This is a genomic window from Streptomyces sp. MAI_2237 (genome assembly GCF_054189285.1).
The window spans coordinates 876,959-903,509 of sequence record NZ_JAJPGQ010000009.1; the positions used below are offsets into that span (position 1 = coordinate 876,959).

A 26,551-nucleotide genomic window follows, 5' to 3' on the forward strand; every position below is an offset into this window, starting at 1 on the left:
CGGGGCCGATACTCTCGCTCACTCCGGGGCGGGTGCGGTCCGTCCCGGAGCGAGGACACGAGGTCAGGCGGCGCCGGTCACTCCGGGAGCGACGAAACGCCTGTGCAGCGGGGTGAACTCGCTCACGGGCGCGCCCGCGATCCCCGCCTTCTCGACCGCCGAGGCAAGCCGTTCGGCGAAGAAGGCCTGGAAGGCCTGCTCCGACTCCCACACGTCCAGCACGTGCAGTCCCGCCGCGTCGAACCAGGCGACGTGCAGTTCGGAGCCGGCCGGCGCGGCCTCCTCCCAGTTCACCGCGTCCCGCACCAGGTCGTACTGCTCCGGAGTGACCCCCGCCCACCTCATCGACAGCACCACAGCCATGCCCCACCCCTCTCGTCGTGTTGCGAGCTTGAGAATCGTCCCGCCCGAGGGCGCCGCCGACGTAGAGCGCACCGGGTCGCGCGGCGGCCCGCCCGCGTCCCCTCACGCCCTGCGCGCGGGCCTGCGAGCCTCGGCACGGACTGTTTCAATGGGCCTACAGCGGCGTTCCGCCGGGAGCGCCGTCCGACGCTCACCGAAGGACCGCCCATGGCTGACGATTTCGGCGTCGTGGTCAGCGCCGGGAGCCTGCGCCCCGGCGACGGGCGCGCGGTGCGCTTCCCGCATCGCTGGACGCCCGAGGGTGTGACCGTCGAGGCCGACTTCACCGGGGCGCACCTGCTGCATCTGGCAGCGGCGGGCTGTGTGCTCAACGACCTGTACCGCGAGGCGGCCGGACTGGGGATCACCCTCGACGGGGTGCGGGTCACCGCGTCCGGAGGGTTCGACACCGACCACTGGGCGTCGACCGGCATCGGTTACTCGGTGACGCTGGACTCGGCCGCCCCCGCCGCGGACCTGGACCGGCTGCTCGACGTCGTGGACGAGGTCGCCGAGATCCCCAGGGCGCTGCGCGCGGGCGCGTCCGTCGGCCGTCGTACGCGGTGAGGCGCACGGCACACAAAGAACTCGTATGGTCTAGACCAAGAAGTGGTTTGGTCTAGACCGAAGCATGGACGCGGCTGGGGCGGCGGCCCGAAGCTTGGGCTCTTCCCCCACCCCACCGGAGGCACACCGTGAGACGTCTTCGCGCATGTCTCGGCGCAGCCGCTGCCGTCGGACTCACCGCCGCAGGGGCCACGGCGCTCGTGGCGGGCAATGCCTCGGGCGCGACCACCGCGCTCAGCAACCGCTGGTACGCGGCCGCGCCCTATCTGATGCCCCTCGACAACGACCCGCCGGACCCGGCCGCCATCATGGACGCGACCGGCCTCAAGGCCTTCCAGCTCGCCTTCGTCCTCGCCCCCAACGGCGGCGGCTGCTCTCCCACTTGGGGCGGCACCGCCCCGGTCTCCTCGGACACCGCCGTCCGGTCCGTCATCGACACCGTCCGCGCCAAGGGCGGCGACGTGTCGATCTCCGTCGGCGGTTACGGCGGCACCAAGCTCGGGCAGACCTGCGCGGACCCGTCGGCCACCGCTGCCGCGTACCAGCAGGTCATCACCAAGTACGGTCTCCACGCGATCGACTTCGACCTGGAGGAGCCGGAGTACGAGAACACCGCGGCGATCAGGAACGAGATCGGGGCGGCCAAGATACTCTAGCAGAACAACCCCGGCCTGTACGTCTCCGTCACCACCGCCGGCACAGCCGACGGCACGGGCTGGTTCGGCAAGCAGATGCTGCTGGAGGCCAAGTCGCAGGGCTTCACGCCCGACAACTTCTCCATCATGCCGTTCGACGGCGGCTTCAGCGGAGCGGCCTCGCAGACGAGCGCGCTGACCAACTTCAACGCGATCCTCCAGTCGACGTTCGGCTGGGACCAGGCGACGGCCTACGCCCACGAGGGCTTCTCCGGCATGAACGGACGCAGCGACACCGGCGAGGTCTTCTCCCAGGCCGACTTCCAGACCGTCCTGGACTACGCCACCAGCCACAACATGGACCGGTTCACCTTCTGGTCCCTCAACCGCGACCGCCCGTGCACGCCGGTCGACAACGGCGGACGGACCTCGGGCACCTGCTCCAGCGTGGCCCAGAATCCGTGGGACTTCGCCAAGTACTCGGTCCGGTTCGCGGGGGCCACTCCGCCTTCCACCACCCCCACCCCGACGCCCACCCCCACGCCGACGCCGGCGGGGTGCAAGACCGCCTGGAGTCCCACCGCCGTCTACACCGCCGGTGACGAGGCCTCGTACAACCACCACAACTGGAAGGCCAAGTGGTGGACGCAGAACGAGACGCCGAGCGCCACCGACTGGGGTCCGTGGCAGGACGAAGGGGCCTGCTGACGCCCCTCATGCATCGCGGTCCGCGCTCCCCCGGGGGAGCGCGGACCTTTCCGTCCCCCGGCCCGTGCTTCCGTGCGCCCGCGCGTGTGGCCGAATGACTCGCCGGAATCGAACAACCGGTCCCCCGCTGGGTATCTCTTCAACACGGTTGATTGCAGGCGGTGTTGAGGGGGCGGACACTGTGGCACGCCGATCGAGCACGTCCGGGCCGACGTTCCGCGAGGTGCTTCCCGCTCTCGCGGTGGTCGTCCTGACGGTGTGCGCCCTGGCCGCCGCGCTCGCCGCGGGCTACCGCGCCGCCGGGATCGGCGTGCCCCTCGCCGGTGTCGTCATCCTGCTCCTGATCACCACGGTGGTGCTCCGGCGCAGGCGCCCCGGGATGCGACGCCGCCTCGGGTACTACACGCCGGACGAACTCCTCGAACTCGACACGCAGGGCCTTGCGTTGGCCGTCGCGCGCATGCTGCGCCGGGACGGGTGGCGGGTCCGCCTGCTGCCGGCCGCGGACCGGCCGCGCTTATGCGCCGAGGACCGTGGCGGCCGTCAACTGGACGTGGTCTTCCGGCCGGTGGCCGAACCCCTGCCCGACGAGGATCCGCCGCATCCGCACCGCCATCGCGGAGACACGCAGAAGCCCATTCAGCTGATCGTGCACCGGGGGAGCTTCCGGGCGCGGGACATCCAGTGGGCCCGCCGCCAGGGCAACACCCGCCTCCTCGACGGCACCGCCCTCAGACGCTGGGCCGAGGGCACGTACTTCGGCGAACTGTTCTTCCCCGGGTCGTGACCCGTCGCCGCGTCCGTTGTCGGTGGCCCGGCCTACAGTCGGCGTATGGCTATGTCACGCGAGGAAAGTGAAGCCTTTCTGGCCGAGCCGCATGTCGCCACCCTGGGCGTCGCGGCCGGCGACGGCCGCGGACCCCTGCTGGTCCCGATCTGGTACGCCTACGAACCCGGCGGGCTGCCGTGGATCCTCACCGGCGCGAACTCCCGGAAGATGCGGCTGATCGAAGCGGCGGGCCGCTTCAGCCTGCTGGTCCAGCGCACGTCGCCGACCACCCGGTACGTGTCGGTCGAAGGGCCGGTCGCCGGCGTGGCGGAGGGAAGCGGCGCGCTGCACCGGGAGATGGCCGGACGGTATCTGTCCGGCGAGGCACTCGACGCCTTCGCGACGTTCGCGGAGGCCGAGCTGGCCGATCACGTCGTGGTGCGGATGCGGCCGGAGCACTGGCTGAGCGCCGATCTCGGCGCGGTCGGCTGAGAGAAGACGCCGCGGCGGCCCGGGAACCCGTCGTGTCCCGGGCAGCCGCGGCGGAAACGACTGCGGTCAGCCCGCGGCCAGGAGCTCGAGGGTGTCGATCACGCGGTTCGAGAAGCCCCACTCGTTGTCGTACCAGGCGACGACCTTCACGTGACGGCCGTCGACCCGGGTGAGAGCCGAGTCGAAGATCGACGACGCCGGGTTGCCGGTGATGTCGGAGGAGACCAGCGGGTCCTCCGAGTACTCGAGGACGCCGGCGAGCGGGCCCTCGGCCGCCTTGCGGTACGCGGCCAGCACGTCCTCGCGCGTCACCTCGCGCGCCACCGTGGTGTTGAGCTCCACGATCGAGCCCACCGGGACGGGCACGCGGATCGAGTCGCCGGACAGCTTGCCGTCCAGGTTCGGCAGCACGAGGCCGATCGCCTTCGCCGCGCCCGTCGTGGTCGGCACGATGTTGACCCCGGCCGCCCGGGCCCGGCGGGCGTCGCGGTGCGGGCCGTCCTGCAGGTTCTGCTCCTGCGTGTAGGCGTGCACGGTCGTCATGAAGCCGTGCTCGATGCCGGCGAGCTCGTCCAGCACCGAGGCCAGCGGTGCCAGCGCGTTGGTGGTGCAGGAGGCGTTGGAGACGATCGTGTGCACGGCCGGGTCGTACGCGTCGGTGTTGACCCCGTACGCGAGCGTGACGTCGGCGCCGTCCGACGGCGCGCTGACCAGGACCTTCTTCGCGCCGGCGTCCAGGTGGGCGCGGGCGGCCTTCGCCGAGGTGAACCGGCCGGTGGCCTCCAGGACGATGTCCACGCCCAGTTCCGCCCACGGCAACTGCGCCGGCTCGCGCTCGGCGAGCACCGTGATGCGACGGCCGTCCACGACCAGGGTGTTCCCGTCGACGGTCACCGGGCGGCCGAGCCGGCCGGCCGTGGAGTCGAAGGCCAGCAGTCGCGCCAGCGCGGCGGGTTCCGTGAGGTCGTTGACGGCGACGATCTCCAGGCCGGTGTCGCGTTCCAGCAGCGCGCGCAGCACGTTGCGTCCGATGCGGCCGAATCCGTTGATGGCGATGCGAGTCATCAGCTGTGTCCCTTTCGTTCACCCCCAGGCTCGCTCGCCGCGGCGGCCGCTGACAGTGGCGCGATCGCCATGGTTCAAAAGGATCGCGCCAAGGCTCGGGGAGGCGCTGCGGGGCGGTCCCGGCTACTCGCCCTGGGCGAAGGTGCGCCGGTATTCGCTGGGTGTGGTGCCGAGGATGCGGTGGAAGTGCAGTCGCAGGTTCGCGCCGGTGCCCAGACCGACATCGGCGGCGATCTGCTCGACGCTGCGCTCGGACCGCTCCAGCAGGGCGCGGGCCATGTCGATGCGGGCCCGCATCACCCACTGCATGGGCGTGTATCCGGTCTCCTCCACGAAGCGGCGCGAGAACGTGCGTGGGGAGACCGCCGCCTGCCGTGCCAGGGTCTCCAGGGTGAGGGGCTCGTCGAGATGGTGCAGTGCCCACTCCCGGGTGGCGGCGAACCGCTCGCCCAGTGGTTCGGGCACGCTGCGCGGCACGTACTGCGCCTGACCGCCGCTGCGGTAGGGGGCCGCGACCAGGCGCCGGGCGGCGTGGTTCGACGCGGCGACTCCGAGGTCGCCGCGGAGGATGTGCAGGCACAGGTCGATGCCCGAGGCTGCACCGGCCGAGGTCAGGACGCTGCCCTCGTCCACGAACAGCACGTTCTCGTCGACGCGGACGAGCGGGTGCCCGGCCACCAGCGCGCGCGTGTAGTGCCAGTGGGTGGTGGCCCGCCGGCCGTCGAGCAGGCCGGTGGCCGCGAGCGCGAAGGCGCCCGTCGAGATCGCGGCCAGTCTCGCGCCCCGGGCGTGGGCGGCCCGCAGCGCCTCGACGACGGTCCGCGGCGGGTCCTCGCGGTCGGGGAAGCGGTAGCCGGGCACGAAGACGATGTCCGCCCACTCCAGCGCCTCCAGGCCGTGGGCGACGTGGTACGACAGCCCGTCGCCCCCGGTGACCAGGCCGGGCGCCGCGCCGCACAGCCGCACCTCGTACGGCATGCTCGCGCGCGTGGTGAACACCTGCGCCGGGATGCCGACGTCGAGCGGCTTGGCTCCTTCGAGCACGAGGACGGCGACACGGCGCAGACGGGAGGCTGACACCCGGACACGATACGCAACACACGACGTGCGGCCCGTACGAGGCCGTCCGGGCCGTGGAGGCGGGCGCGGTCCGCCCGGTGGTCAGCGCGTCCGTGCCGTGCGGGACCGCGAGGGCACCGAGCGCCTCGAGATCGTGGTCGTGCCGCCCGCGGCCGCGCGAGCCGGGGCGTCCGGCAGGGTGAAGGCGAAGACGGCGGTCACCGCCGCGAGGGCGGCCAGCACCAGATAGGCGTCCTGGTAGGCGCTGACGGGCGGGTGCGCGGCGGCGGCCGCGGGGGTGTTCAGCACCAGGGCCGTGATCACCATGGCCGGGGCGAGAGCGCCTCCGGTCTGCCGTACGACGGTGTTGAGCGTGGAGGCCTGTGCCAGGTCGCTCCGGTCGACGGTGGCGAGCGAGGCCACCGTCGTGGGCATGAAGACCCCGCCCATGGCGACGCCGAGCAGGAACATGTAGGCGCGGAAGGTCCACAGGCCGGTGTGCTCGTCGCAGGTGGCGAAGAGCAGCAGGACCAGGGCGACGCCGGTCAGGCCGCAGCCGACGATGATCCGGGGACCGACCCTCGCGTAGAGGATGCCGGCGACCTGCACGGTGAGCAGGACGCCGAAGGCCTCGGGGAAGGTGCTGGTGCCGGACTCCAGGGCGGTGCGGCCCTGTGCCTCCTGGAGGAAGAGCGGGCCGAGGAACATCGCGCCGAGGATCGGGACGAGACCGACGAGGTTGATCAGGTTGGTGTCCCGGAACAGCCGGTTGCCGAACAGGCGCAGCTTCAACAGCGGTGCCGGGGTGCGCAGTTGATGGACTGCGGCGGCCACGAGCAGGAGGGCGCCGACGACCAGGGAGGTGACCACGGCCGTGGAGGACCAGCCGCGGTTGGGGCCCTCGCAGACGCCGAACATCGTGGTCCCGAGTGCCGCGGCGCTCAGCAGCAGGCCGGGCAGGTCGAAGCGGGGCGGCCGGTGCCCGCGGTGCCCCGCGAGGAACAGCGCCCCGAACAGCACGGCGGGCAGTCCCACCGGCAGGTTGACGTAGAACACCCAGCGCCAGGAGAGGTGGTCCACCAGCAGGCCGCCGAGGATGGGAGCGGCGGCCGGGGCCATCTGCTGCGGGACGATCATGTAGCGGGCTATGCGGACCTGTTCGGCGGAGCTGAAGGTGGAGTAGAGCAGGGCGGCCGACGCCGGGAAGAGCACGCCGGCGGAGAGGCCCTGGACGGCGCGGGCGGCGACGAGTTGGGAGAGGTCGGCCGCCGCACCGCACAGCAGGGAGGAAGCGAGGAACGCGGTGAGGGCGGTGAGCAGGACGCGTTTGCCGCCGAAGCGTTCGACCAGCCAGGCGGAGGCGGGGATCGCCATGGCCAGGCAGACCGGGTAGACCACGACCACGCCGTCCAGGGCGGCCGTGGTGAGCCGGAACTGGCGGGCGATGGAGGGCAGCGCCACCGTGGTGATCGCTCCGTCGACGATGGCGATGAACGTCACGCTGACGCACATCACGGGGACGACGAGACGCTGGTCCAGACGGGCGGACAGGGCGGACAGACGGGTTCGGCGGGGGAACGACAGCACATGCTGAGCATACTCACTATGTGCGTGCTCATAGAATTGGGTTTTCCGGTGCAGCGTGGAACGGGGAGCGGCATGGCAGTACAGGGCAGCAGCGACGTCCTGATCGACGAGCTCTACGAGACGACCCACCAGCTGCGCAACTTCGTGGAGGCGCGACTGCGGACCGGCGGGGCCTCCGTCGCCCGGCTGCGCACCATGCGGATGCTCGCCCGTGCCGAACAGCCGCTGCGTATGCGGGACCTGAGTGAGATGACGGGCGTCGCGGCGCGGACCGTGACCAGCATCGTCGACGCGCTGGAGCGCGACGGCCTGGTCGAGCGCCTCCGCCATCCGCACGACCGCCGCGCGTTCCTGCTGCGGCTGACCGACGAGGGACTGCGCTGCCACCGCGAGGCCGAGGAGGTCGACCGCCGCGCCCTCGCGGAGGCGACGGCCGGGCTCGACGACGAGGACCGCGAGCGGATGCGCGCCCTGCTGGCGCGCATCCGCAGCGCGACCTCCTGACGCCGGCCCGCTTTGCGGCCCGGGTCAGCGTCTGCGGCCGCGCACGTTCCAGCCGCTGCCGACGCCCGCCAGGTGCAGGGCGAGCGCGGTGAGGCCGAGCAGCATCACGTTGGTGGACGTGAAGGTGTCGTTCGTCGAGATGTCCGCGGCGTTGATCAGGAAGGCGATGAAGAACAGGATCGCCGAGACGATGGCCAGCATGATGTGTGCGTCCTTTCGACCGGTGGGGCTCCCCCGCGGGATGTGAGGTCCGGATGCCCCCAACTCGGCCGTGCACACGGGGCGGACGCCTCGGCGACGGGTGCGACGGCGGTCGCGGTGCCTCAGTGGCCTCGCCCGCTCTCCAGGCGGTCGAGCACCGCCTGCGCCATGGCCGCCTCGCCCTTGGCGTTGGGGTGGGCGGGGGCCGCGGGCGAGGCCGGCCGCAGCGGCTCGATCCAGCGGTCGGCGGGCGCCGTGCACATGTCGTGGCCGCGGGTGGGGCCGTAGGTGTCGACGTACTCGGCACGGTTGAGCGCGGCCGTCAGACGGAGCATCAGGTTGAGACGCTTCTCCGTGTCGCGCAGGTAGGGGAAGTCCTTCGCGGCGAAGGGCACCGAGGGGTAGCAGCCGCTGCCGTCGTCGGGCAGGAGGTCGGGGTAGCCGACGACGACCACGCGTGCGTGCGGCGCCCGGTGGTGGACGGCCCGCAGCACCTGGGTGACCTTGGGGGCCGTTCTCAGGACGGCCAGCGCCAACTCGTCGTAGCCGGATGCCGCGTAGTGCGTCTGGCAGGGGTTGCCCGCGAGGTCCTGCGCGGCGAGCTGGGCGCAGGTGGCGATGATGGAGCCGAACCCGACGTCGTTGCCGCCTATCTGGACCGTCACCAGGTCGGTGTCCCGGTCCAGCGCGTCGAGCTGGGGCGGGTTGGTGCCCTGCGGCTTCCACATCTCCTCGGTGGTCGCCCCGGCGCAGCTCACGTCCTCGAGCTCGGTCGCCGTCCGCTGCGCCGCCACCAACGAGGGGTAGTTGTGGTCGGAGCGGGCGCAGTTGGCGTCCACCTGGGTCGGGATGAGCGGTCCCGAGGTGTAGGAGTCCCCCAGGGCCACGTACTGGCGCTCGTGTCCGCCGTGGGAGTCGTGCGCCACCGCCGGTGTGCCCGCGGCCAGGACCAGCGCACAGCCGCTGACCGCCGCCGCGGCCGCCCTCGCCCGTCGACGTCTTCGCGGCTCAGCGGCCGGGTGCGTGTCACGCGTCATGGAGAGCCTCCTCCTCGCGGCCGTCACGGCGGGGCGTACCCCGGTACGGCCGTCACCGGTTCAACTGCGCCTGTATACCCGCGAGTAGCGCATTCGGGCCAGAGCCGTACAACGACCAATTTCCGGTGACGGCTCGCGGAGCGAGGAGGAGTTCGCGAACGCGGGGATTGCTACCGGGAGTCGGCGGCGGCGATGCGGGTCGGCCTGCCCAGGGCCCAGAACAGCACGCCGAGGAGCATGAATCCGGCGAGCGGGACGGCCTCCGTCAGCAGGTACCGCCCGCGCTCGCCGTGCGTCCAGCCGTCCGGCGCGTAGGCGGAGCCGAACCACTGGTCGCCGGCGCCGGGGGCGATCAGCTGCACGGTGGCGAACAGGACGAGTGCGGTGAGCACCACGCTGATCGCGAGCGGGAAGGGCGCCCGGTAGGGGCGGTGCACGTCCGGGGCCTTGCGGCGCAGCACCGCGAGGGCGGGGAAGATGCCCAGGTAGCTGACGAGGGTGGTGGAGACGGCGAGGCCGAGGACGGCGCCGAAGAGCTTCGCGGCGCTGCCGTGGGTCAGCTCGTGGGCCAGGACCAGCACCAGGGTGGAGACCAGGCCGCTGAGGACGTTGACGCGGACCGGGGTGCCGAACCGGCTGGAGATGACACCGAGGAAGCGCGGGGCGGCGCCGTCGTAGCCGGAGACGGCGAGGGCCCGGTCGGAGCCCATGACCCAGGTGACCCCTGAGGACAGCACGGTGAGGATGAACATGATCGCGGCGAGGTCGCCGAGCAGGCTGCCGGCTCCGCTGAGGGTGGCGGTGCCGTCCGTGGCGACATGGCCGCCGTAAACGGTGAAGACCTGGCGGATCGCGTCGATGAACCCGCCGAGACCCGTGATGGCCTTGACCGGCAGGACGAGCAGGATGCCGAGGATCGGCAGGGCGTACAGCGCGATGGCGAGGCCGGCGCTGCGGAAGATGGCGAAGGGGACGTCCTTCTGGGCGTCGGTCATCTCGTCGCCTGCGGTGTTGGGCAGCTCGAAGCCGACGTAGTTGAACATCAACACGGGGACGAGGGCGACGAAGCCCGCGTACGACGGCGCGAAGTCGCCGAGGCCGAAGCCGTGCAGGCCGTGCTTCACGCCGTAGATGACGACGGTGACGGTGAACAGGCCGAGCAGGAGGAAGCGGCTCCAGGCGCCGATGGTGGGGATCCACTTGCCGATGTCGAAGGAGAGGATCGCGGCGAGCACGCCCACCCACACGAAGACGAGGGTGAAGGCGTAGAAGGCGGGGGTGCTCAGCTCCTTGCCGTCGTTGAAGAAGGTCGTGTACGCGGTGACGGCCGAGACGGAGAGGGTGCCGCCGAGCCAGACGGGGTTGGTGATCCAGTACAGGAAGTTGTTGACGGCGCCGGCCAGGCGGCCGAAGGCCCGGCTGGTCCAGATGTAGGGCCCGCCCTCGTCGGGGAACGCGGCACCGAGTTCGGCGGTCAGCAGCGCGGAGGGCACGAAGAACACGGCGGCCAGGACGATGAGCCAGGTGAATGCCTCGGCCCCGGACGCGGCCACCGTGCCGATGGTGTCGACGCCGACGATCGTGCACAGCAGAAAGAAGAGGATGTCGAAGCGGCCGAAGTGCTTGCGCAGTTTCTGGCGTTCCGTCTGCGCGGCTGCCGGCGTGCCGGCCGATTCGGGTGCTATGGGGCCAGCGGTCACCGGACGCTCCTGTGTGCTTGTGCCGGGGGCGAGATTTGGCCAATGATCCGTGGCACCCCAGGACCGCACAAGCGCGGCTGTACAAGTTTTGACCATTGCTTCGCCGTATCAATACGGCGGAAACCGCACGGAAACAGTGCGTGGAACGCCGCCTGTGGCGGGGTGTCGGTCAGCCCGGCAGGAGGTAGCGGGAGAGGCGCGCTTCGGCATCGGCCGCGTTGATGCCGAGGGCCCTGCCGATCGTCTCCGGCGCGAGCTCGTCGGCCCGGGCGGCGTAGGCGGCCTCCTGGCCGATGCGGCGGGCGAGGCGCTCCAGCGCGGCCACCGATTTCAGGGCGGCGACCGGCGCCTGGTCGGCGAGGACGGTCAGCCGCTCGTCCAGCCGCCGCAGCAGGTCGGTGACCTCCTCGGGCAGGGGTACCGTCTGCCGTTCGACAGCCCGGACGTGTGCACGCCATTCGTCGAAGGCCGGCGAGGTGTCGAGGTCGTCCAGCGGGTCGTCCGCGATCCATCGCGCGTCGAGGGGGTGACTCACGCCCCGCCAGCCGCACGCGCAGGCGGCGCGGAAGGCGGCCGCCCGGGGCCGGCCCAGTCGCCCGTCGTAGGCCCACAGCTCGCGGGTCTCACGGCCCGTGGCGCCACCGCCGATGTCGAAGGACACCGGCGCGGGCTCGGCGCCGTCCGCGAGGACCGCGCCCACGATGCCCTCGTGCGCGTCGCCGAACTCCTCGGTGCGCCACCCCACGGCCACTCCCCTTTCCCCTGGGGCCGCCCCGCGCCCCCGCTGGTCCGAGGATGCCGCAGGCCGTCCGCGCGCGTGCGGGGATTTGCGGCAACCGACCGGATCGCCGGGCCTCGCCGGCCGTCCGAAAAGGTGTCGTCAACTTTCCACGAGGTGACGGGGGTTGAGGGCGCCGCGCCGAGAGTGATTGACGATCTCCCGCTCGGGGCATCAGGACTGGACAGGGCCGGCCGCGCGCGAGGTGCCGCGGCCCCGGTGGGCGGACAGACCGCGGGGATACCGGATGCGCCTGGAGGGGATGTGATCCGCCATGCGTGCGCAGGGGCGTACCCATCGGCGTTCCGTACGAGTGGAGTACCTCCTGCCCGACGAGGCCGCGTCGGCCGGCCGGGCGCGGGGACTGACCTCGAGATTCCTCACCCACTCCCGTCATCGGGCGACGCGGGTCACGGCCGAGCGGATCGACGACGTGAAGCTCGTCGTGTCCGAGCTGGTCGCCAATGCCACCGAGCACGGCAAGAGCGGCTGCCGCCTGCGCCTGCAGATGACGGACGGCCAGGTGACCGTCGAGGTCTACGACGACAACCCGGTCGCGCCGCGAGTCCGTGCGTTCACCGCCGAGGGCGAGAGCGGGCGCGGCCTGGCCATCGTGCGCTGCCTCGCCCAGCGCCTGGACGTCCGATCGGTCACCGGCGGCGGCAAGCGCGTGCGCGCCGTCCTGGCCCTTCCCGCCTAGAGCCTGCCGTCTGGATCAGCTCGGCGTCGCCGGGCCCGGCACGCACATGTGCCGCGTCGTCGCCACTCGCCGGCTCGTCCCTTCGGCTCGCAGCCGCACGCTCCGGACTCCGCTCGGGTCGGCCATGACGCGTTGCCCTCAGCAGCCGGCCTGATCCGGACGACAGGCCCCGGCCGACGGAGACCGCCGCTCGGCGGTTTCGGCCGCGTGACCGGCCGCTCTGCGGCGCAGCGTGACCTCGGTGACTGCCCGGGGCATGAGGCAGCGGCTCAAGGGGTCGTACGACTGCGTCCGCCACGTGAAGTCACGCGGGCCACGCACCTGCCCCCGCTCTCCGGAGAGGTCACCCGTGCCCCGCGTGCAGATGGCTGTGGGACGCCTCGGGCGGGCACGGGGTGTCCTCGCCCCGGCGGTCGCGCCGCCAGTCGTGCACCGCGAGGGCGAGGGAGCACAGCACCGGCAGCACGCCGAGACCGACGGCGGTCGCCACGGCGAGGTGGTAGTCGTGCCCGCGCCCGCCCAGTACGACGTAGAACAGGCCGGGCAGCGCGGCCGTGCCGACGGCCCCGCCCAGCCGCTGCCCGGTCTGGAGCGCGCCGCCGGCCGCGCCCGCCATCCGCACCGGCACGTCCCGCAGGGTCATGGTGACGTTGGGCGAGATGACGCAGCCGCTGCCCAGACCGCCGACGAGCAGGACGGGCGGGGTGAGCCACACGGCCAGGCCCTTCGGTGCCAGCCACAGGATCAGCGCGGTCCCGCCGAGTCCCAGGGCCACACCGGCGAGTCCGCAGACGGTCAGCAGCCGGCCCAGCCGGTCCACCAGCCGCCCCGCCACCGCCGCGGCCAGCGCCGAGCCCAGGGCGAACGGCGTCACCGTGAGGCCCGACCGCAGCGGTGAGTAGTCGAGGCCGTTCTGGAAGAAGAGGGCGAAGACCAGCCACACACCGCTGAAGCCGACGAAGTAGAGGGTGGCGATGGCGGCGCCGACGGCGTAGCCGCGGGTCTCGGTCAGCAGCCGGGGGTCCAGCAGGGGCTGGCCCTCGCGGGCCGCGACCCGGCGTTCCCACCGGGCGAAGGCCACCAGCAGGGCGGGTCCCACGAGGAACAGCCACCACAGTCGTCGTACGCCGCCGGACTCGGCCAGCACCAGTGGCAGCATCAGCGCCAGGACTCCGCAGCCGAGGAGGGCGACGCCGCCGAGGTCGAGGCGTTCACGGCGGCCGGGGACCGCCCTGGGCAGCAGGCGGACGCCGAGCAGCAGGGCGATCGCGCCGACCGGGACATTGACGTAGAAGATCCAGCGCCAGCCCTGGGGGCCGTCGGCCAGCGTGAGGATGAGTCCGCCGACGACGGGGCCGACGGCGCTGGAGATGCCCACGGTCGCGCCGAACAGGCCGAAGGCGCGGCCGCGTTCGGCTCCGCGGAACATCTGCTGGATCAGTGCGGAGTTCTGCGGGGCCAGGCAGCCGGCGGCGACGCCCTGGGCGATGCGGGCGACGACCAGGAAGGTGATGGTGGGGGCGGCGCCGGCCGCGGCGCTGCACAGCACGAAGGCGGTGAGGGCCAGCAGGAAGATGCGGTGTCTGCCGAGCGCGTCGCCGATGCGCCCGGCGGTCACCAGGACCAGCGCGAAGGCGAGGGCGTAGCCGGAGACCACCCACTGGATGGCGGGCGCGCTCGCGTGCAGGTCGCGCTGCATGGACGGCAGGGCCACGGCGACGATCGTCACGTCCAGCAGGCTCATGAACCCCGCCACCAGGGTGACCCACAGGGCCTTCCACCGCCGGGGGTCGCTCCCGCCGTCCGCGTTCCTCGGCACGGTGCCTCCTTCGCCCGATCACCTACCCGATCCGGTGAGGGTTCCCGTATCCGCCGCGAATCATCGGCTTTCGGCCACGTGCTGCCGGTGCAGTTGATCCAAATTCATATTACTGAAACGTAACCTACCGAGGGGTACCCCCGGTAACACCGGCCTCGGTACCGTCCTGACACTTCGTCTAAGAACGGCGCGAGGTGCGGTGGGACGACCGCGCCCTCGTGCCGTCGGCACCTGCCCCACCAGGTCACCAGCCGCCGCCCGAGCCGCAGCCCGAGGCTCGGCCTCCCCCTGCCCCGGAGGCTCGTCATGCCCGTTTCCGCACGCCAGCTCGCCGTGGCCGTCACCACCGCCGCGTGCCTCGGCGCCACCGCCGTGCCCGCCGCGTCGGCGTCCCAGAACGACGCCGTCGTCTCCCGTGGTGTCACGATTCCGGAGTTCTACAACCCGCCCGCCGCCCTGCCGTCGGCCGACGGCGCACTCGTGCGCAGCGAACCGCTCCCCCTCGCGCTGAGCCTGCCGGGCGTCGACGGGCCGCTGCCGGGCACGGCGACCCGGCTGATGTACAAGTCGACGGACTCCACCGGCCGTCCCATGGCGGTCACCGGCGCCTACATCGAACCGGCCGCCGCCTGGAAGGGCGGCGGCGACCGGCCGCTGGTCGTCCTGGCGCCCGGCACCCTGGGGCAGGGCGACCAGTGCTCGGCCTCCCTCGGCCTCGAGCACCCACTGCTGCTCAACGGCCAGACGGTGTCGGTCGGTTACGAGGACCTGGCGGCCTACCGCCTGCTGTCCGAAGGCGTCGCCGTCGTCGTCACCGACTACGCCGGGCTCGGCGCCACCGACCGGCTGCACACCTACGTCAACCGGGTCGACGAGGCCCACGCCGTGCTCGACGCCGTCCGCGCGGCCCGCTCCCTGCCCACGGCGTCGATCACCGCGGCATCGCGGGTGGGCCTGTACGGCTACAGCCAGGGCGGCGGGGCGTCCGCGGCAGCCGCCGAACTGCAGCCCTCCTACGCCCCCGACGTCACCCTCTCCGGCACCTACGCGGGCGCCCCGCCGGCCGACCTGGTCCAGGTGACCAGGGCCATCGACGGCAGCGAACTCGCGGGCGCGCTCGGCTGGTCGGTCAACGGCTTCCTGCAGTCCGACCCGGCGCTGGTGCCGATCGCCGAAGCCCATCTCAACGCGGCCGGCCGGGCGGCCCTCAAGGACCTGTCGACGATGTGCGTGGGGGACGCGCTGTTCTCCTACGGCGGCGCGCACAGCACCAAGTGGACCACGGACGGCTCGTCCCTCAGCGACATCATCGCCTCGGAGCCGGCCCTGCGGAACTTCCTCGCCGACCAGCGCATCGGCACGATGCGGCCGGCCTCGCCGGTCCGGGTGGCCACCGGGACCAAGGACAACCTCGTCCCGCACGCCCAGGCACGCCGGCTCGCCGCCGACTGGTGCGCCAAGGGCGCCGACGTGACGTACAAGCCGGTCTCCCAGCTCGACCTGGGCAGCGCCCTGCTCAACCACGTCACCCCGCTGCTCACCGACCAGGGCGCCGCCATCTCCTGGCTGACCGACCGGCTCCAGGCCAAGCCCGCCACCTCCAACTGCGCGGACCTGCCGGGCCTTTCCTGACCCGCCCTAGGTCGTGTCTTCAATTGATCTTGCTTGGTGGATCATGGTCGGGTGATTCGTCGCCATGAACTGTCCGATGCGGAGTGGGAGTTCGTCCGACCGCTGTTGCCCGCGTCCCGACGGGGCCGGAAGCGGTTGGACGACCGAAGGGTCCTCAACGGGATCGTGTGGAAGTTCCGCACCGGTACGGCCTGGCGGGATGTGCCCGAGCGGTACGGGCCGTGGCAGACACTGCACACCCGATTCCGGCGCTGGGCCCTGGACGGAACCTTCGAGCGGATGCTGCGGACCGCGCAGGCCAGGGCGGACGCCGCTGGGGACATCGATTGGCTGGTGTCGGTTGACTCCACCGTCGTGCGAGCCCACCAGCATGCGGCGGGGGCCCGAAAAGGGGGCGCCGCAGCCCCGCGCTCGGACGCTCCCGGGGCGGCCTGACCAGCAAAATACACCTGGCCTGCGATGCCTTCGGGCGCCCGCTGGCCTTCGTCGTAACAGGCGGGAACACCAACGACTGCACACAGTTCACCGCCGTGATGGAGGCGATCCGCGTGCCCCGCACCGGAGTGGGGCGGCCCCGGGTGCGGCCCGCGCACATTCTGGGCGACAAGGGCTACAGCTCCCGCGCCATACGGACCTGGCTGCGCCCGGGGCATCCCACACACCATTCCCGAGCGGGCCGACCAGGTTCGCAACCGGCTCCGCCGCGGCAGCCGCGGCGGGCGTCCGCCGGCCTTCGACAAGCAGCTCTACAAGCGGCGCAACGTCGTGGAACGGTGCTTCAACCGTCTCAAGCAGTGGCGCGGCATCGCGACCCGCTACGACAAGACCGCCGAGTCCTACCAGGCAGCCGTCACCCTCGCCTCGCTCCTGATGTGGGCGTGACAATTGAAGACAACTCCTAGAGCTGTACGGCGCCGTGCGCGGCGCAGGCCTCGGTGGCCAGGCCGCCGGGGCCGGGGTCCGGGCGCAGCATCTGGGCGACCAACTCGGCCGTGGCCCGGTGCCAGGCGCCGCTGCGCCGGAGCATCGCGTGGTCCCCGCCCCGGACCGTCACCAGGCCGGCCGGCGTGCCCGCCGCCCGGGCCCGGCGCACGAAGTCCGCCGACTCGGCGGGCGCACACACCCGGTCGTGGTCGCCGTGCACGAGCACGATCCGCACGTCGCCGAGGTGGGCGACGGGGTCCGCGGGCGGGCACCAGGGCGCCAGGGCCAGCACGCCCCGCACCAGGGGGTGGGAGGCGGCGCGCAGGGCGGCCCTGGCTCCCATCGAGTGCCCGACGAGGACGACGCGCGCGGCCTCGGCCCGCTCCGCGATTTCGTCGAGGGCACGCAGGGCGTCGTCGGCCGGGTCGCCGGTGTTCCAGCCCCGGTGGCGGTAGCGGACCTGCCCCAGCAGGGCGTCCGGGGGTGCCGTCGCGGCGGCGGCGCGCAGCACCGGGTGCATGCGGAGCGCGGCCGGCTGCCAGGGGCGCACCGCGCGGCGGCTGACCTCCTGGCCGCCGTGCAGGGTCACGATCGCGGCGGAGACGGGCTGCTGCGGAGCGCGCCGCACGATCAGTGCGGACTCATTGCGTGGCACCCTCCCACCATGCCCCATCGCCCCGGGCCCCCGGCCACCCGGTGCCCGCACCTCCGCACGGCAGGGGGCGCACGCACAGGCCAGTGAGCCCTACATGCGCCCGCACCCCGGCGGGGAGGATGTGCCGTGTCGGCGGCCGCTCGGCCGGGACACCGCGTACCCGAGCTTCACCTCGTCGAGAAAGCAGGTCGGCTCCGTGCTGTTGCGTCTGCCCGAGTCCGTGTCCGAAGCGCAGGAGTGCGTCGCCGAGGGGGCGGTGCCCGTCGGCGGGGCCACCCTGGTGTGGGCGGGCTGGCAACGCGACGGCTTCCCCGAGCGGGCCATGTCCCTGCGCAACGTGCCGGAGGCCAACGGCGTCGAGCCTGGCAGGCTGGGCGCCGCCGTGGTGCTGAACCGGATCGACGAGCGGGTCCCGGAGGTACTCCGGCAGGCCGCCGCCCGGGTGGGGACCGGCGCCGTGCGCCGGACGGCCACCGTCGGGGGCAACATCGTCGGCAGCACGCTGCGCTGCCTGCTGCCCGCCGCCCTGGTGCTGGACGCCCGCGCGACGGTCCTGGAGCGGGACCGGGTCTTCGAGACCGATCTGGCCGAACTCCTCGCCAAGCAGCACCTGTTGCTCAGTCTTCACTGGCCGGAGCCGCTGGTCAGCGCCTACCGCAAGGTGGAGGGGGAGGCGGGCGGTCCCCCGCCGCTGGTCGTCGCGGCCGCGGTGCACGCGGGGCAGGAGGGACCGCCCCGAGTACGCGTCGCGGTGCGCGACGGCTACGACGTCCTCGCCGCCGAGATCGCCGGTGGCGACGGTGCCGGGCAGATTCTGGACCGCCTCCGGGAGACGGCCGTCGGCACGCTGCACGAGACGGGCTGGGAGATCGTGCGCGGTCACGTCGCCGAGCTGCTGGCGCGGCCGACGCCGTAGCGGCGGCGGCATACTGGGCCCATGCGTCTCGGGGTGGTCACCGCGATCCTCTACTGCGTGCAGTTCAGCCCGGAGTTGAACGACGCCGAGGTCGAGCGCATCGCGGACATGGTTCTGGAGCGGCCCTTCTACGACCTCACGGTCGAGGAGGAGTACGCCGGCATCGAGGCGGTGCTGGCCGCCCCGGACTGGGAGGACGACCTGTCCTGGCAGCCGCACGCCGAGGCGGCCGTCCGGGACTTCCTGCGACGGCTGCTCCAGCGCCTGGACGCGCTGCGGCCGTGGCGGGAACCGCCGTTCCGCACCCTGGAGTGGGAGCGCTGGGAGGAGTACCGCACGGGTCGGCTGCTGGCACACGTGCGGCTGTACCCGCCGCCCCAGGACCCGCTGTTCTCCCGTCTGCGGCCGGTGCCCGGGGACGAGCACGAGCTGCGGGCGACCCTGCTGCGGCTGCGCTCCGGCGACGAGGTCGCCCTGATCGCACCGCCGTCGTCGGGCACGGGGGACGCGGTGCTGATGGCCGTCGCCCCGCACCGACCCGCCCCGCAGGTCATCGAGGCGTTCGTCACCCACACCGGATACGCGCGCGAACGGGTGACCCCGGTGGTACGGCGGTGGTGGCGGCGTCCGGTCCTGCCCGCGGGCGTGCGGCCCGCCGGGTGAGCCCCGGCCCGCCCGTCAGTCGGCCGTCTTGCGGGCGAGGGCGTTGTTGTCGATGGAGTTGTGCACGCTGAAGCTGACGGCGTCCGAGCGGTAGCGGTCGTCCGACCACTCCACGGGGCGTCCCTCGCGGGTGGTGGTCACGCGGCGCACGCGCAGCAGCGGGCTGGTGCGGCGGATGCCGAGGAGTTCGGCGTCCTGCGCGCTCGCCGCGACGGCGTCGATGACGTGCTCGCCGTAGGCGAAGACCAGACCGGTGCTCTCGTAGAGCAGTTGGGTGACGGAGGCCGCGTCGGGGTCGACGGTCTCGACGGCGGGCGAGATCCAGTCGGCGTACACGGTCCGCTCCACCAGGACCGGCTCCCCGTCCAGCCCGCGCACCCGGAGCACGTGCAACACCGGTGTGCCTTCGCGCAGTTGGAGGCGGGCGGCGTCCTGGGCGGTGGCGGGCAGGTACGCCTGGGACACGACGTGGCCGGTCGCCTCGCGGCCCATCGCGCGGGCCCACTGGGCGAAGCTGCGCAGTTCGGCGAAGCTCTGGCTGCGGCGGCTGGCGAGGACGACCCGGCGGGCGCCCTGCCGGGAGCCGATGAGTCCCTCGGCCGTCAGCGCGGCGACGGCCTGGCGGACGGTGCCGCGTGAGACGCCGTAATGGGCGGCGAGCTCCGTCTCGGGGGGCAGCCTGCTCCCCACCGTGTACTGCTCGCGGTCGATCGCCCGCCGCAGTTCGTCGGCGATCTCCTCGTGTCGCGTCGCCACCGTGCCCCTCCGAGTCTGCCGCTGTGCACAGCGTGACCACCCTAAACGAGGCCGGCGGCGGATCGCGCTCTGCCCGAAGTGTGCAGGGAATGACAGGTCACAATTTCGCCACTGTTTACGAAGGCGTCACCACAGGAAGCCTTACTGAGGCCAACTTGTTCAGACAAGTTCTCAGTCTTTGTGCGTCCTCCCCTGCGCCCCTCCTGGAGTCCCCGTGTCCCAGCCGAGAACAGCCGCTCTGGCCTGCTCCCTCGCCGTCGTCGCCGCGCTCGCCCTGAGCGCCTGCGGCGCGGCACCCGACAACGCGTCGACCACCGCCGACGGCAAGAGCGCCGCCACCGCCACCTCCGCCGCCGACTTCGGCGGCCTGTCCAAGCTGGTGGCCGCGGCGAAGAAGGAGGGCACGCTGCACGCCATCGCGCTGCCCCGCGACTGGGCCGACTACGGCGCCCTCATCGACGGGTTCACCAAGAAGTACGGCATCAAGATCCAGGTGGAGAACCCCGACGGCTCCAGCCAGGACGAGATCAACGCCGTGACCTCCCGCAAGGGTCAGGACCGCGCCCCGGACGTCCTCGACCTCGGCTCCTCCTTCGCCCTCAGCGCCGCCCAGCAGGGCCTGCTGGCGCCGTACAAGGTGGCCTCCTACGCCGACATCCCGGCCGGCCAGAAGGACCCGCAGGCCCGCTGGTACAACGACTACGGCGGCTACATCTCCATCGGCTGCGACGCCAAGCGCGTCAAGACCTGCCCGACCACCTTCGCGGACCTTCTCAAGCCGCAGTACAAGGGCCAGGTCGCCCTCAACGGCAACCCGACCAAGTCCGGTTCGGCCTTCGGCGGCGTGTACGCGGCCGCGCTCGCCGGCGGCGGCTCCTTCGACGACATCCAGCCCGGCCTGGACTTCTTCGCCAAGCTGAAGAAGAACGGCAACTACACGCCCGTGGAGTCCACTCCGGCGACCGTCGAGAAGGGCGAGACGCCGATCAGCATCGACTGGGACTACCTCAACGCCGGCTACGCCGACGAGTTCAAGTCCAAGGGCGTCGACTGGAAGGTGGCGGTGCCCACCGACGGCAAGTTCTCCCAGTTCTACTCCCAGGCCGTCAACAAGGACGCCCCGCATCCGGCGGCCGCCCGCCTGTGGCAGGAGTACCTCTACAGCGCCGAGGGCCAGAACCTGTGGCTCAAGGGCTACGCCCGCCCGGCGCTGATGACGGCCATGGACAAGGCCGGCACCCTCGACAAGGAGGCCGCCGCCAAGCTTCCCGAGGTCTCCGGCACGCCCTCCTTCCCGACCGAGGCCCAGCAGTCCAAGGCCAAGACGGTCATCGCGCAGGGCTGGGCGAAGGCCGTCAGCGGATGACGGCGACCCTCACGGGCGTGGACGTGGCGCCGCCGGTCACCTCGGTGAAGCGGCGGCGCCGTGCCCCCGGCTGGCTGGCCGTCGTCCCGCTGCTCGTGTTCACCGCGATCGCCTTCGGGGTGCCGGCGATCGCCATGCTGGACGGCGCCTTCAGCGTCAAGGACCAGGCCACCGGCGTCAGTTCGTACAGCTCGGAGAACCTCACGACGTCGCTGCACGGCGCCTATCTGACCGCGCTGCTCGGCAGCGTCAAGCTGTCGGCCGTCTCCGCGGGCATCGGCACGGTGCTGGGGCTGCCGCTCGCCCAGGTCGTGGTGACCTCCCGGTTCCGGGCGCTGCGCGACGCCGTGCTCACCGCCTCCGGCGTGCTCGCCAACTTCGGCGGCATCCCGCTGGCCTTCGCCTTCGTCGCCACGCTCGGCAACGCCGGTGTGCTGACCCGGCACCTGGGCCTGGCGCAGGCGGGCTGGGACCTCTACAGCTTCTGGGGCCTGGTCGTCGTCTACCTGTACTTCCTGATCCCGCTGATGGTCCTCACCATCACCCCCGCTCTGGAGGGCCTGCGCTCCCAGTGGCGGGAGGCGGCGCAGAACAACGGGGCCACCTCCGTGCAGTACTGGCTGCACGTCGCCCTGCCCGTGCTGCTGCCGTCGCTGCTGGGCGGGTTCGTGCTCCTGTTCGGCAGCGCGTTCGCCGCCTACGCCACCGCCGCGGCGATGGTGGGCAGTTCGGTGCCGCTGGTGACGCTGCAGATCGCCGACGCCATCTCCGGCAACGTCCTGGTCGGCCAGGAGAACGTGGCCCTCGCCCTCAGCCTGGACATGGTCCTGGTCGCCGGCCTCGTCATGGCCGTGTACCTGCCCCTGCAACGACGGAGTGCGCGATGGCTCGCCTGAATCCGTGGCGGTGGGTCGTCCTCGGCCTGGCCGCGCTGTACTTCCTGGTGCCGCTGGCCTCCTCGGTGATCTTCACCGTGGACGTGCCCGGTCAGGGCGTCACCTTCGACGCCTACACGCAGATCGTCTCCACCGACGGCTTCGTCTCCAGCCTGCTGCTCTCGCTGGAACTGGCCCTCGCGACCATCGCGATCGTGCTGCTGCTCATGGTGCCCGCGATGGTGGCCCTGCGGCTCGGCGCGCCCCGGCTGCGGCCGGTGGTCGAGGTGCTCTGCCAACTGCCGCTGGTGGTCCCGCCGATCGCCTTCGTCGCCGGCATCTCCACCGTCCTGAAGTGGGGCCCGGACCATCTCTCCCGCACCCCGCTGTTCCAGACGTTCGTGGCGATCCAGAACCCCGGCTTCCCGTTCGTGCTGGTCATGGCGTACGTCGTGATGGCGCTGCCGTTCGTGCACCGGGCGCTGGACGCCGGGCTGCGCTCGATCGACGTGCGCACCCTCGTCGAGGCCGCCCGCAGCTGCGGCGCGAGCCGGCCGCAGGCCCTGCTGCGGACCGTGCTGCCCAACCTGCGCGGGGCGCTGCTCAACGCCGCCTTCCTCACCCTCGCACTGGTCCTCGGCGAGTTCACCGTGGCCCAGCTGCTGGGCTTCCAGCCGTTCGCCGTGTGGATCTACAGCGTCGGCGGCTCGCAGGCCCAGCTGTCCGTCGCCGTGTCCGTGCTCAGCCTGCTCGTCACATGGGCCCTGCTCCTCGCGCTCGCCGGTGTCGGCGGCCGCACCCGTACCGCTTCGTCCCGGGGATGAACCATGACCGCCACCACGCTTGAGAAGGCCGCCGTCGACAAGGCCGCCACCGTCGAATTCCGCGGTCTGCGCCGGGAGTTCGGGCCCACCGTGGCCCTGGACGGCCTCGACCTGACCGTGCGGCCCGGGGAGTTCCTGGCGCTGCTGGGCCCGTCCGGGTGCGGCAAGACCACCGCGCTGCGCATGCTCGCCGGGTTCGAACACCCCGACGCCGGTGAGGTGCTGGTCGACGGCAAGGACGTCACCGACGTGCCGGCCCACCGCCGCGATGCCGGGATGGTCTTCCAGTCGTACAGCCTCTTCCCGCATCTGAACGCGCTCGACAACGTCGCCTTCGGGCTGCGCATGCGCAAGGTGGGCGCCGCCGAACGCCGTTCCCGCGCGGCCGAGTTGCTGGAGCTGGTCGGTCTCGCAGACAAGGGCATCCGGTTCCCGCACCAGCTCTCCGGCGGCCAGCAGCAGCGCATCGCGCTCGCCCGCGCGCTCGCTCTGCGGCCCCGGGTCCTGCTGCTGGACGAGCCGCTGTCCGCACTGGACGCCAAGGTGCGCCTCACGCTGCGCGAGGAGATCCGCCGGCTGCAGCAGGAACTCGGCATCACCACCCTGTTCGTCACGCACGACCAGGAGGAGGCCCTGTCGATCGCCGACCGGGTCGCCGTGATGCACGCGGGCCGGCTCGAACAGTGCGCGGAACCCGCCGAGTTGTACGGGCGGCCCGCGACGGCGTTCGTCGCCGAGTTCGTGGGCACCATGAGCCGGATACCGGGGCACCTGGCCGGGGACACGGTCGAGGTCCTCGGGATGCGGCTGCCCGCGGAGGGGACCGTGCCGCAGGCGTCGGAGGTCGACGTCCTGGTGCGGCCCGAGGCGGTACGCGTCGAAGCCGACGCCACCGGCTCGGCGACCGTCATCGCGACCGCCTTCCTGGGCGCCGCCACCCGGCTGACCGTGCGCCTCGCCGACGGCACCGAGGTCAAGGCCGACCTGCCCACGCACGAGGCGGCCCCGCTGGGCGCGGGCGCCGCCGTCCGGGTGTCGCTGCCCGAGCGGCCGGTGCTGGTCGCCGAACGCGCACGTTGAGCACACCCGAAGCGCGCACGTTGAGGACACCCGACGCCGGCTCCCGGCACCTCCCCCACGCACGAAAGAAGAGACCGTGACCCGACCCCCGCTCCAGGCCGTCCTGTTCGACATGGACGGCACGCTCGTCGACACCGAGCGGCTGTGGTGGGAGGCGGTGCAGGAGGTCGCCACGGGCCTCGGCCGGCCGTTGACCGAGGCCGACCAGCCGGAGGTGCTCGGCCGGCCCGTCGAGCACACCGCCGACTGGCTGGGCCGGCTCACCGGCACGCCGGGGCTCGCCGGCCCGCTGCACCGCGAGTTCTCCGACCGCGTCCGCACCGGCATCGTGCCCCGCCCGGGCGCGCTCGCCCTGCTGGACGCCCTCGATCGCGACGGCGTCCCCACCGCCCTGGTCACCGCCTCACCGCGATCGGTCGCCGACAGCGTGCTGGCCGTGCTGGGCGCCGACCGGTTCCGGGTGTCGGTCACCGCCGACGACACCGCCAGCACCAAGCCCGCCCCCGACCCCTACCTCACCGCCTGCCGCGCCCTCGGCGTCGAACCGGCCCGCTGCGTGGCCGTCGAGGACACCCCCACCGGCGTCAGCTCCGCCGAGGCGGCGGGCTGTACCGTCCTCGCCGTGCCCTCGCTCGCGCCCATCGAGGCCGCGCCCGGGCGGACGGTCGTGGCCAGCCTGGAGGAGGTGACCACGGAACGGCTGCGCAGCCTGGTCCGGCCGCGGCTGCGCGTGCTCAGCTGGAACCTCTGGCACGGCGGCGCGAAGGTCGACGACCACCGTGCCAAGCAGCTCAAGGTCATCCTCGACACCGAGGCCGACGTGGTGGGCCTGCAGGAGACAGCGGGCACGGCGGCCCGGGAACTCGCCGAGGCGCTGGGCTGGCACCACCACCAGGCCGGCGAGAACCTCGGCATCATCAGCCGCCACCCCATCACGGCCCGCCTCGGCGACCCGGCCGTCGGCTTCTACGGCGCGGCCGGAGCGCGCATCCGCCTCGACGGCACGCGCGAGCTGGACGTGTGGACGGCCCACCTGCACTGCACGCCGTACGGGCCCTACGAGGCCGCCTTCGACGGGCTCTCGCCGGCCGAGCTGATCGCCCACGAGGACCTGCGGCTCGCCCAGATGCGGCAGGCCCTGCGGCAGATCGCCGAGGCGGCCGGCGCGACGACACCGGTCGTCCTCACCGGCGACTTCAACTGCCCTTCCCACCTGGACCGGACGGACGTCGCCTGGCCGGCGACCAGGGCGGCCGAGGAGGCCGGGCTGCGCGACTCCTACAGGGAGGCCCGTCCGGACCCGGAGCGCGACCCCGGCCACACCTGGTCGCCGATCCACCCGCGGCACGAGGACGACCCCGCGCTCCCGGAGCCGCAGGACCGGATCGACTACGTGCTGCACAACGGGCGCGGCCTCGGCGTCCTCGACGCGCGCACGGTCGTCACCGGCGTCCCGCGCGCCTGGCCCGACGTCGCCGGCAACGACTGGCCCTCGGACCACGCGGCGGTGCTCACGACGTTCGAGCTGAGCCCGCCGGACTGACCTGGGCCTGACGCCCGGACTCCGTCATCCGGCGGCGTTGTCGACCCGCATCCGCACCTGCTCCTCCAGCCGCTCCAGGCTGTGGTCGAGGGCCTCGCAGGCGGCCGCCTCACCCGGGTCGTGGGCGTCTTCGAAGAAGGACAGGTGCACGGTCACCTCGCTGGTGCCGGTGTCCATGCCGGCGACCTGGAGCCAGCCGGCGTAGCCGCCGTCCTCCCGGGTGCCCCACTCCAGGCGCATCTGGTCGGGGCGCGGCCGCAGGAGGGCGGGCGTGTCGCGGTCGCTGCCGTCCTCGTGGACGGTGACCGCCGGCGGGTCGTCGGGGCGGACGTGCAGCTCGCCCGGCAGCCAGCTGTCCAGCTGGCCGACGTTGGCCGCCTGGTCGAAGACGTGCTCCGGCAGGGCGGGCATCGTGCGGGAGCGTTCGTACTCGGTCATCACGCATCACCTCCGCGGTCATGGCACAGCATCACGACGCGTGCCCTTTTTGAGGTGATTGAACCCACGACCTCGGCATCGGCCGGCCAGGGCGGCCGAAAAGCTCCGGACCGGGCACCGGACGACAAGTTGTCTCCTTCGTAAGCCAGTTACCGCCGTCCGAACGGTCTTACGACGTCGATTCCCGTCCATCATCCGTCAGTCCCGGAGACTCGCGTCCCGCGCCCCGGCTCCGCGCCTACCTTCCGAGGACCGGGCGGGCCGTCGGTCCGTCGCAGCCGACAACGCATTCGAAGGGGTGGGCGCCATGGCGGGCGTGGAAGTGTCACTGAAGGAAATGATGGCCGGTGTCGAGGGATCGGTGGGGGCCGCGGTCGTCGACTACACCAGCGGGATGGCCCTGGGCACGCTGGGCGGCGGGAAGGACCTCGACCTGACGGTCGCGGCGGCCGGCAACACGGATGTGATCCGGGCCAAGGTGCGCACGATGGAGCAGCTGGGACTCAAGAGCGGGATCGAGGACATCCTGATCACGCTCGACCGGCAGTACCACCTGATCCGCCTCGTCGCGGGCCGCAACGGCAACGGCCTTTTCCTGTACCTCGTACTCGACAAGGAGCGCTCCAACCTGGCGATGGCCCGCCACCAGCTCAAGCGCGTCGAGGAACAACTCGAGGTCTAGATCCCTCCGCCGTCCGGGTGTCGTGCGCCCACGATGTGAAGACTTCTTCAACTCACCACATCAGCATGATCCCAATTCGTGCCTGCGCACGGCCCCGGGCGGCCAGGATCGGTTCCGAAGGGCAGCCGCGGCGGTGACCTCGGGGCCGCCGCCCCATGGCAACCGCACCCGACC

26 protein-coding genes and 2 pseudogenes are annotated in these 26,551 nt (G+C 72.4%); 16 read left to right on the plus strand and 12 right to left on the minus strand.

Translation table 11 applies throughout. The annotated features are described in order from the left end of the window. Positions 1 to 63: 63 nt before the first annotated feature. A complete protein-coding gene (locus LN251_RS39375) occupies positions 64 to 363 on the minus strand; it encodes a hypothetical protein (RefSeq protein WP_058921227.1) in 300 nt (99 codons plus the stop codon). Between the two features lie 207 nt (positions 364 to 570). Here LN251_RS39375 and LN251_RS39380 point away from each other — a divergent pair, with 207 nt between their 5' ends. The 4 genes and pseudogenes from LN251_RS39380 to LN251_RS39395 all read left to right on the plus strand — a co-directional run bounded on the left by LN251_RS39380 (position 571) and on the right by LN251_RS39395 (position 3,573). After that, positions 571 to 969, plus strand: coding sequence for an OsmC family protein (locus LN251_RS39380; protein ID WP_458248945.1), 399 nt, complete (start codon positions 571 to 573; stop codon positions 967 to 969). A gap of 128 nt (positions 970 to 1,097) precedes the next feature. Continuing rightward, a pseudogene (locus LN251_RS39385) lies at positions 1,098 to 2,312 on the plus strand (chitinase). Between the two features lie 181 nt (positions 2,313 to 2,493). Beyond that, the gene (locus LN251_RS39390; protein WP_458248946.1) at positions 2,494 to 3,099 is read left to right on the plus strand and encodes a hypothetical protein; all 606 of its coding nucleotides are present in this window, start codon (positions 2,494 to 2,496) and stop codon (positions 3,097 to 3,099) included. Between the two features lie 45 nt (positions 3,100 to 3,144). Beyond that, positions 3,145 to 3,573, plus strand: a complete 429-nt coding sequence (locus tag LN251_RS39395; protein ID WP_458248947.1) for a pyridoxamine 5'-phosphate oxidase family protein — start codon at positions 3,145 to 3,147, stop codon at positions 3,571 to 3,573. Between the two features lie 66 nt (positions 3,574 to 3,639). On the opposite strand, the gene gap is transcribed toward LN251_RS39395, so the two are convergent. The 3 genes from gap to LN251_RS39410 form a co-directional block, all read right to left on the minus strand. Then, complete coding sequence (gene gap / locus LN251_RS39400; RefSeq protein WP_458248948.1) at positions 3,640 to 4,638, minus strand: type I glyceraldehyde-3-phosphate dehydrogenase; 999 nt, start codon at positions 4,636 to 4,638, stop codon at positions 3,640 to 3,642. A gap of 123 nt (positions 4,639 to 4,761) precedes the next feature. Beyond that, complete coding sequence (locus tag LN251_RS39405) at positions 4,762 to 5,718, minus strand: GlxA family transcriptional regulator (RefSeq protein ID WP_458248949.1); 957 nt, start codon at positions 5,716 to 5,718, stop codon at positions 4,762 to 4,764. An 81-nt stretch (positions 5,719 to 5,799) separates the two neighbouring features. Continuing rightward, a complete protein-coding gene (locus tag LN251_RS39410; protein ID WP_458249525.1) occupies positions 5,800 to 7,209 on the minus strand; it encodes a DHA2 family efflux MFS transporter permease subunit in 1,410 nt (469 codons plus the stop codon). 147 nt (positions 7,210 to 7,356) lie between these two features. Between LN251_RS39410 and LN251_RS39415 the strand changes: the two genes are divergently transcribed. Further along, positions 7,357 to 7,788, plus strand: a complete 432-nt coding sequence (locus LN251_RS39415; RefSeq protein WP_458248950.1) for a MarR family winged helix-turn-helix transcriptional regulator — start codon at positions 7,357 to 7,359, stop codon at positions 7,786 to 7,788. A gap of 24 nt (positions 7,789 to 7,812) precedes the next feature. Here the strand turns inward: LN251_RS39415 and LN251_RS39420 are convergent, their stop codons facing one another. The 4 genes from LN251_RS39420 to LN251_RS39435 form a co-directional block, all read right to left on the minus strand. Then, on the minus strand, positions 7,813 to 7,989 hold the full coding sequence (locus LN251_RS39420) for a hypothetical protein (RefSeq protein ID WP_351563848.1): 177 nt from the start codon (positions 7,987 to 7,989) through the stop codon (positions 7,813 to 7,815). 122 nt (positions 7,990 to 8,111) lie between these two features. After that, positions 8,112 to 9,026, minus strand: coding sequence for an SGNH/GDSL hydrolase family protein (locus LN251_RS39425; protein WP_458248951.1), 915 nt, complete (start codon positions 9,024 to 9,026; stop codon positions 8,112 to 8,114). A gap of 170 nt (positions 9,027 to 9,196) precedes the next feature. Beyond that, positions 9,197 to 10,726: an APC family permease gene (locus tag LN251_RS39430; protein ID WP_458248952.1), complete on the minus strand. Its 1,530-nt coding sequence runs from the start codon at positions 10,724 to 10,726 to the stop codon at positions 9,197 to 9,199. Positions 10,727 to 10,895: 169 nt separating this feature from the next. Further along, complete coding sequence (locus tag LN251_RS39435) at positions 10,896 to 11,471, minus strand: hypothetical protein (protein ID WP_458248953.1); 576 nt, start codon at positions 11,469 to 11,471, stop codon at positions 10,896 to 10,898. A gap of 307 nt (positions 11,472 to 11,778) precedes the next feature. Between LN251_RS39435 and LN251_RS39440 the strand changes: the two genes are divergently transcribed. Continuing rightward, on the plus strand, positions 11,779 to 12,204 hold the full coding sequence (locus tag LN251_RS39440) for an ATP-binding protein (protein ID WP_458248954.1): 426 nt from the start codon (positions 11,779 to 11,781) through the stop codon (positions 12,202 to 12,204). A 343-nt stretch (positions 12,205 to 12,547) separates the two neighbouring features. Here the strand turns inward: LN251_RS39440 and LN251_RS39445 are convergent, their stop codons facing one another. Continuing rightward, positions 12,548 to 14,023, minus strand: a complete 1,476-nt coding sequence (locus LN251_RS39445) for an MFS transporter (RefSeq protein WP_458248955.1) — start codon at positions 14,021 to 14,023, stop codon at positions 12,548 to 12,550. Between the two features lie 306 nt (positions 14,024 to 14,329). Between LN251_RS39445 and LN251_RS39450 the strand changes: the two genes are divergently transcribed. Continuing rightward, complete coding sequence (locus LN251_RS39450; protein WP_458248956.1) at positions 14,330 to 15,655, plus strand: lipase family protein; 1,326 nt, start codon at positions 14,330 to 14,332, stop codon at positions 15,653 to 15,655. A 54-nt stretch (positions 15,656 to 15,709) separates the two neighbouring features. Then, positions 15,710 to 16,537, plus strand: a pseudogene (locus tag LN251_RS39455) (IS5 family transposase). 16 nt (positions 16,538 to 16,553) lie between these two features. Here the strand turns inward: LN251_RS39455 and LN251_RS39460 are convergent. Further along, on the minus strand, positions 16,554 to 17,234 hold the full coding sequence (locus LN251_RS39460) for an alpha/beta fold hydrolase (RefSeq protein ID WP_458248957.1): 681 nt from the start codon (positions 17,232 to 17,234) through the stop codon (positions 16,554 to 16,556). Between the two features lie 196 nt (positions 17,235 to 17,430). Here LN251_RS39460 and LN251_RS39465 point away from each other — a divergent pair, with 196 nt between their 5' ends. Together LN251_RS39465 and LN251_RS39470 are read left to right on the plus strand one after the other, a co-directional pair. Next, positions 17,431 to 18,150: an FAD binding domain-containing protein gene (locus LN251_RS39465; protein ID WP_458248958.1), complete on the plus strand. Its 720-nt coding sequence runs from the start codon at positions 17,431 to 17,433 to the stop codon at positions 18,148 to 18,150. A 21-nt stretch (positions 18,151 to 18,171) separates the two neighbouring features. Then, entirely contained in the window at positions 18,172 to 18,813 is a 642-nt protein-coding gene (locus LN251_RS39470; protein ID WP_458248959.1) for a hypothetical protein, read from the plus strand. A gap of 15 nt (positions 18,814 to 18,828) precedes the next feature. On the opposite strand, the gene LN251_RS39475 is transcribed toward LN251_RS39470, so the two are convergent. Next, entirely contained in the window at positions 18,829 to 19,569 is a 741-nt protein-coding gene (locus tag LN251_RS39475) for a GntR family transcriptional regulator (RefSeq protein ID WP_458248960.1), read from the minus strand. A 214-nt stretch (positions 19,570 to 19,783) separates the two neighbouring features. Here LN251_RS39475 and LN251_RS39480 point away from each other — a divergent pair, with 214 nt between their 5' ends. The 5 genes from LN251_RS39480 to LN251_RS39500 all read left to right on the plus strand — a co-directional run bounded on the left by LN251_RS39480 (position 19,784) and on the right by LN251_RS39500 (position 25,257). Beyond that, positions 19,784 to 20,935, plus strand: a complete 1,152-nt coding sequence (locus LN251_RS39480) for an ABC transporter substrate-binding protein (RefSeq protein WP_458248961.1) — start codon at positions 19,784 to 19,786, stop codon at positions 20,933 to 20,935. Then, complete coding sequence (locus LN251_RS39485) at positions 20,932 to 21,831, plus strand: ABC transporter permease (protein ID WP_458248962.1); 900 nt, start codon at positions 20,932 to 20,934, stop codon at positions 21,829 to 21,831. The genes LN251_RS39480 and LN251_RS39485 overlap by 4 nt, the downstream gene beginning before the upstream one ends. Continuing rightward, positions 21,819 to 22,634 (plus strand): ABC transporter permease, encoded by an 816-nt coding sequence (locus LN251_RS39490; protein ID WP_458248963.1) that lies wholly within the window; start codon positions 21,819 to 21,821, stop codon positions 22,632 to 22,634. The genes LN251_RS39485 and LN251_RS39490 overlap by 13 nt, the downstream gene beginning before the upstream one ends. 3 nt (positions 22,635 to 22,637) lie before the next feature. Further along, positions 22,638 to 23,714 (plus strand): ABC transporter ATP-binding protein, encoded by a 1,077-nt coding sequence (locus LN251_RS39495; RefSeq protein ID WP_458248964.1) that lies wholly within the window; start codon positions 22,638 to 22,640, stop codon positions 23,712 to 23,714. 76 nt (positions 23,715 to 23,790) lie between these two features. Then, entirely contained in the window at positions 23,791 to 25,257 is a 1,467-nt protein-coding gene (locus LN251_RS39500; protein WP_458248965.1) for an HAD-IA family hydrolase, read from the plus strand. 24 nt (positions 25,258 to 25,281) lie between these two features. Here the strand turns inward: LN251_RS39500 and LN251_RS39505 are convergent, their stop codons facing one another. Then, a complete protein-coding gene (locus LN251_RS39505) occupies positions 25,282 to 25,695 on the minus strand; it encodes an SRPBCC family protein (RefSeq protein ID WP_458248966.1) in 414 nt (137 codons plus the stop codon). A 307-nt stretch (positions 25,696 to 26,002) separates the two neighbouring features. Here LN251_RS39505 and LN251_RS39510 point away from each other — a divergent pair, with 307 nt between their 5' ends. Then, the gene (locus LN251_RS39510) at positions 26,003 to 26,377 is read left to right on the plus strand and encodes a hypothetical protein (RefSeq protein WP_458248967.1); all 375 of its coding nucleotides are present in this window, start codon (positions 26,003 to 26,005) and stop codon (positions 26,375 to 26,377) included. Positions 26,378 to 26,551 lie beyond the last annotated feature (174 nt).

Coding starts and splice junctions, on each gene's coding strand:
- LN251_RS39375 (WP_058921227.1), bottom strand. CDS start 363: ATGGCTGTGGTGCTGTCGATGAGGTGGGCGGGGGTCACTCCGGAGCAG.
- LN251_RS39380 (WP_458248945.1), top strand. CDS start 571: ATGGCTGACGATTTCGGCGTCGTGGTCAGCGCCGGGAGCCTGCGCCCC.
- LN251_RS39395 (WP_458248947.1), top strand. CDS start 3,145: ATGGCTATGTCACGCGAGGAAAGTGAAGCCTTTCTGGCCGAGCCGCAT.
- gap (WP_458248948.1), bottom strand. CDS start 4,638: ATGACTCGCATCGCCATCAACGGATTCGGCCGCATCGGACGCAACGTG.
- LN251_RS39410 (WP_458249525.1), bottom strand. CDS start 7,209: ATGTGCGTCAGCGTGACGTTCATCGCCATCGTCGACGGAGCGATCACC.
- LN251_RS39415 (WP_458248950.1), top strand. CDS start 7,357: ATGGCAGTACAGGGCAGCAGCGACGTCCTGATCGACGAGCTCTACGAG.
- LN251_RS39420 (WP_351563848.1), bottom strand. CDS start 7,989: ATGCTGGCCATCGTCTCGGCGATCCTGTTCTTCATCGCCTTCCTGATC.
- LN251_RS39425 (WP_458248951.1), bottom strand. CDS start 9,026: ATGACGCGTGACACGCACCCGGCCGCTGAGCCGCGAAGACGTCGACGG.
- LN251_RS39440 (WP_458248954.1), top strand. CDS start 11,779: ATGCGTGCGCAGGGGCGTACCCATCGGCGTTCCGTACGAGTGGAGTAC.
- LN251_RS39450 (WP_458248956.1), top strand. CDS start 14,330: ATGCCCGTTTCCGCACGCCAGCTCGCCGTGGCCGTCACCACCGCCGCG.
- LN251_RS39470 (WP_458248959.1), top strand. CDS start 18,172: ATGCGTCTCGGGGTGGTCACCGCGATCCTCTACTGCGTGCAGTTCAGC.
- LN251_RS39485 (WP_458248962.1), top strand. CDS start 20,932: ATGACGGCGACCCTCACGGGCGTGGACGTGGCGCCGCCGGTCACCTCG.
- LN251_RS39490 (WP_458248963.1), top strand. CDS start 21,819: ATGGCTCGCCTGAATCCGTGGCGGTGGGTCGTCCTCGGCCTGGCCGCG.
- LN251_RS39495 (WP_458248964.1), top strand. CDS start 22,638: ATGACCGCCACCACGCTTGAGAAGGCCGCCGTCGACAAGGCCGCCACC.
- LN251_RS39505 (WP_458248966.1), bottom strand. CDS start 25,695: ATGACCGAGTACGAACGCTCCCGCACGATGCCCGCCCTGCCGGAGCAC.
- LN251_RS39510 (WP_458248967.1), top strand. CDS start 26,003: ATGGCGGGCGTGGAAGTGTCACTGAAGGAAATGATGGCCGGTGTCGAG.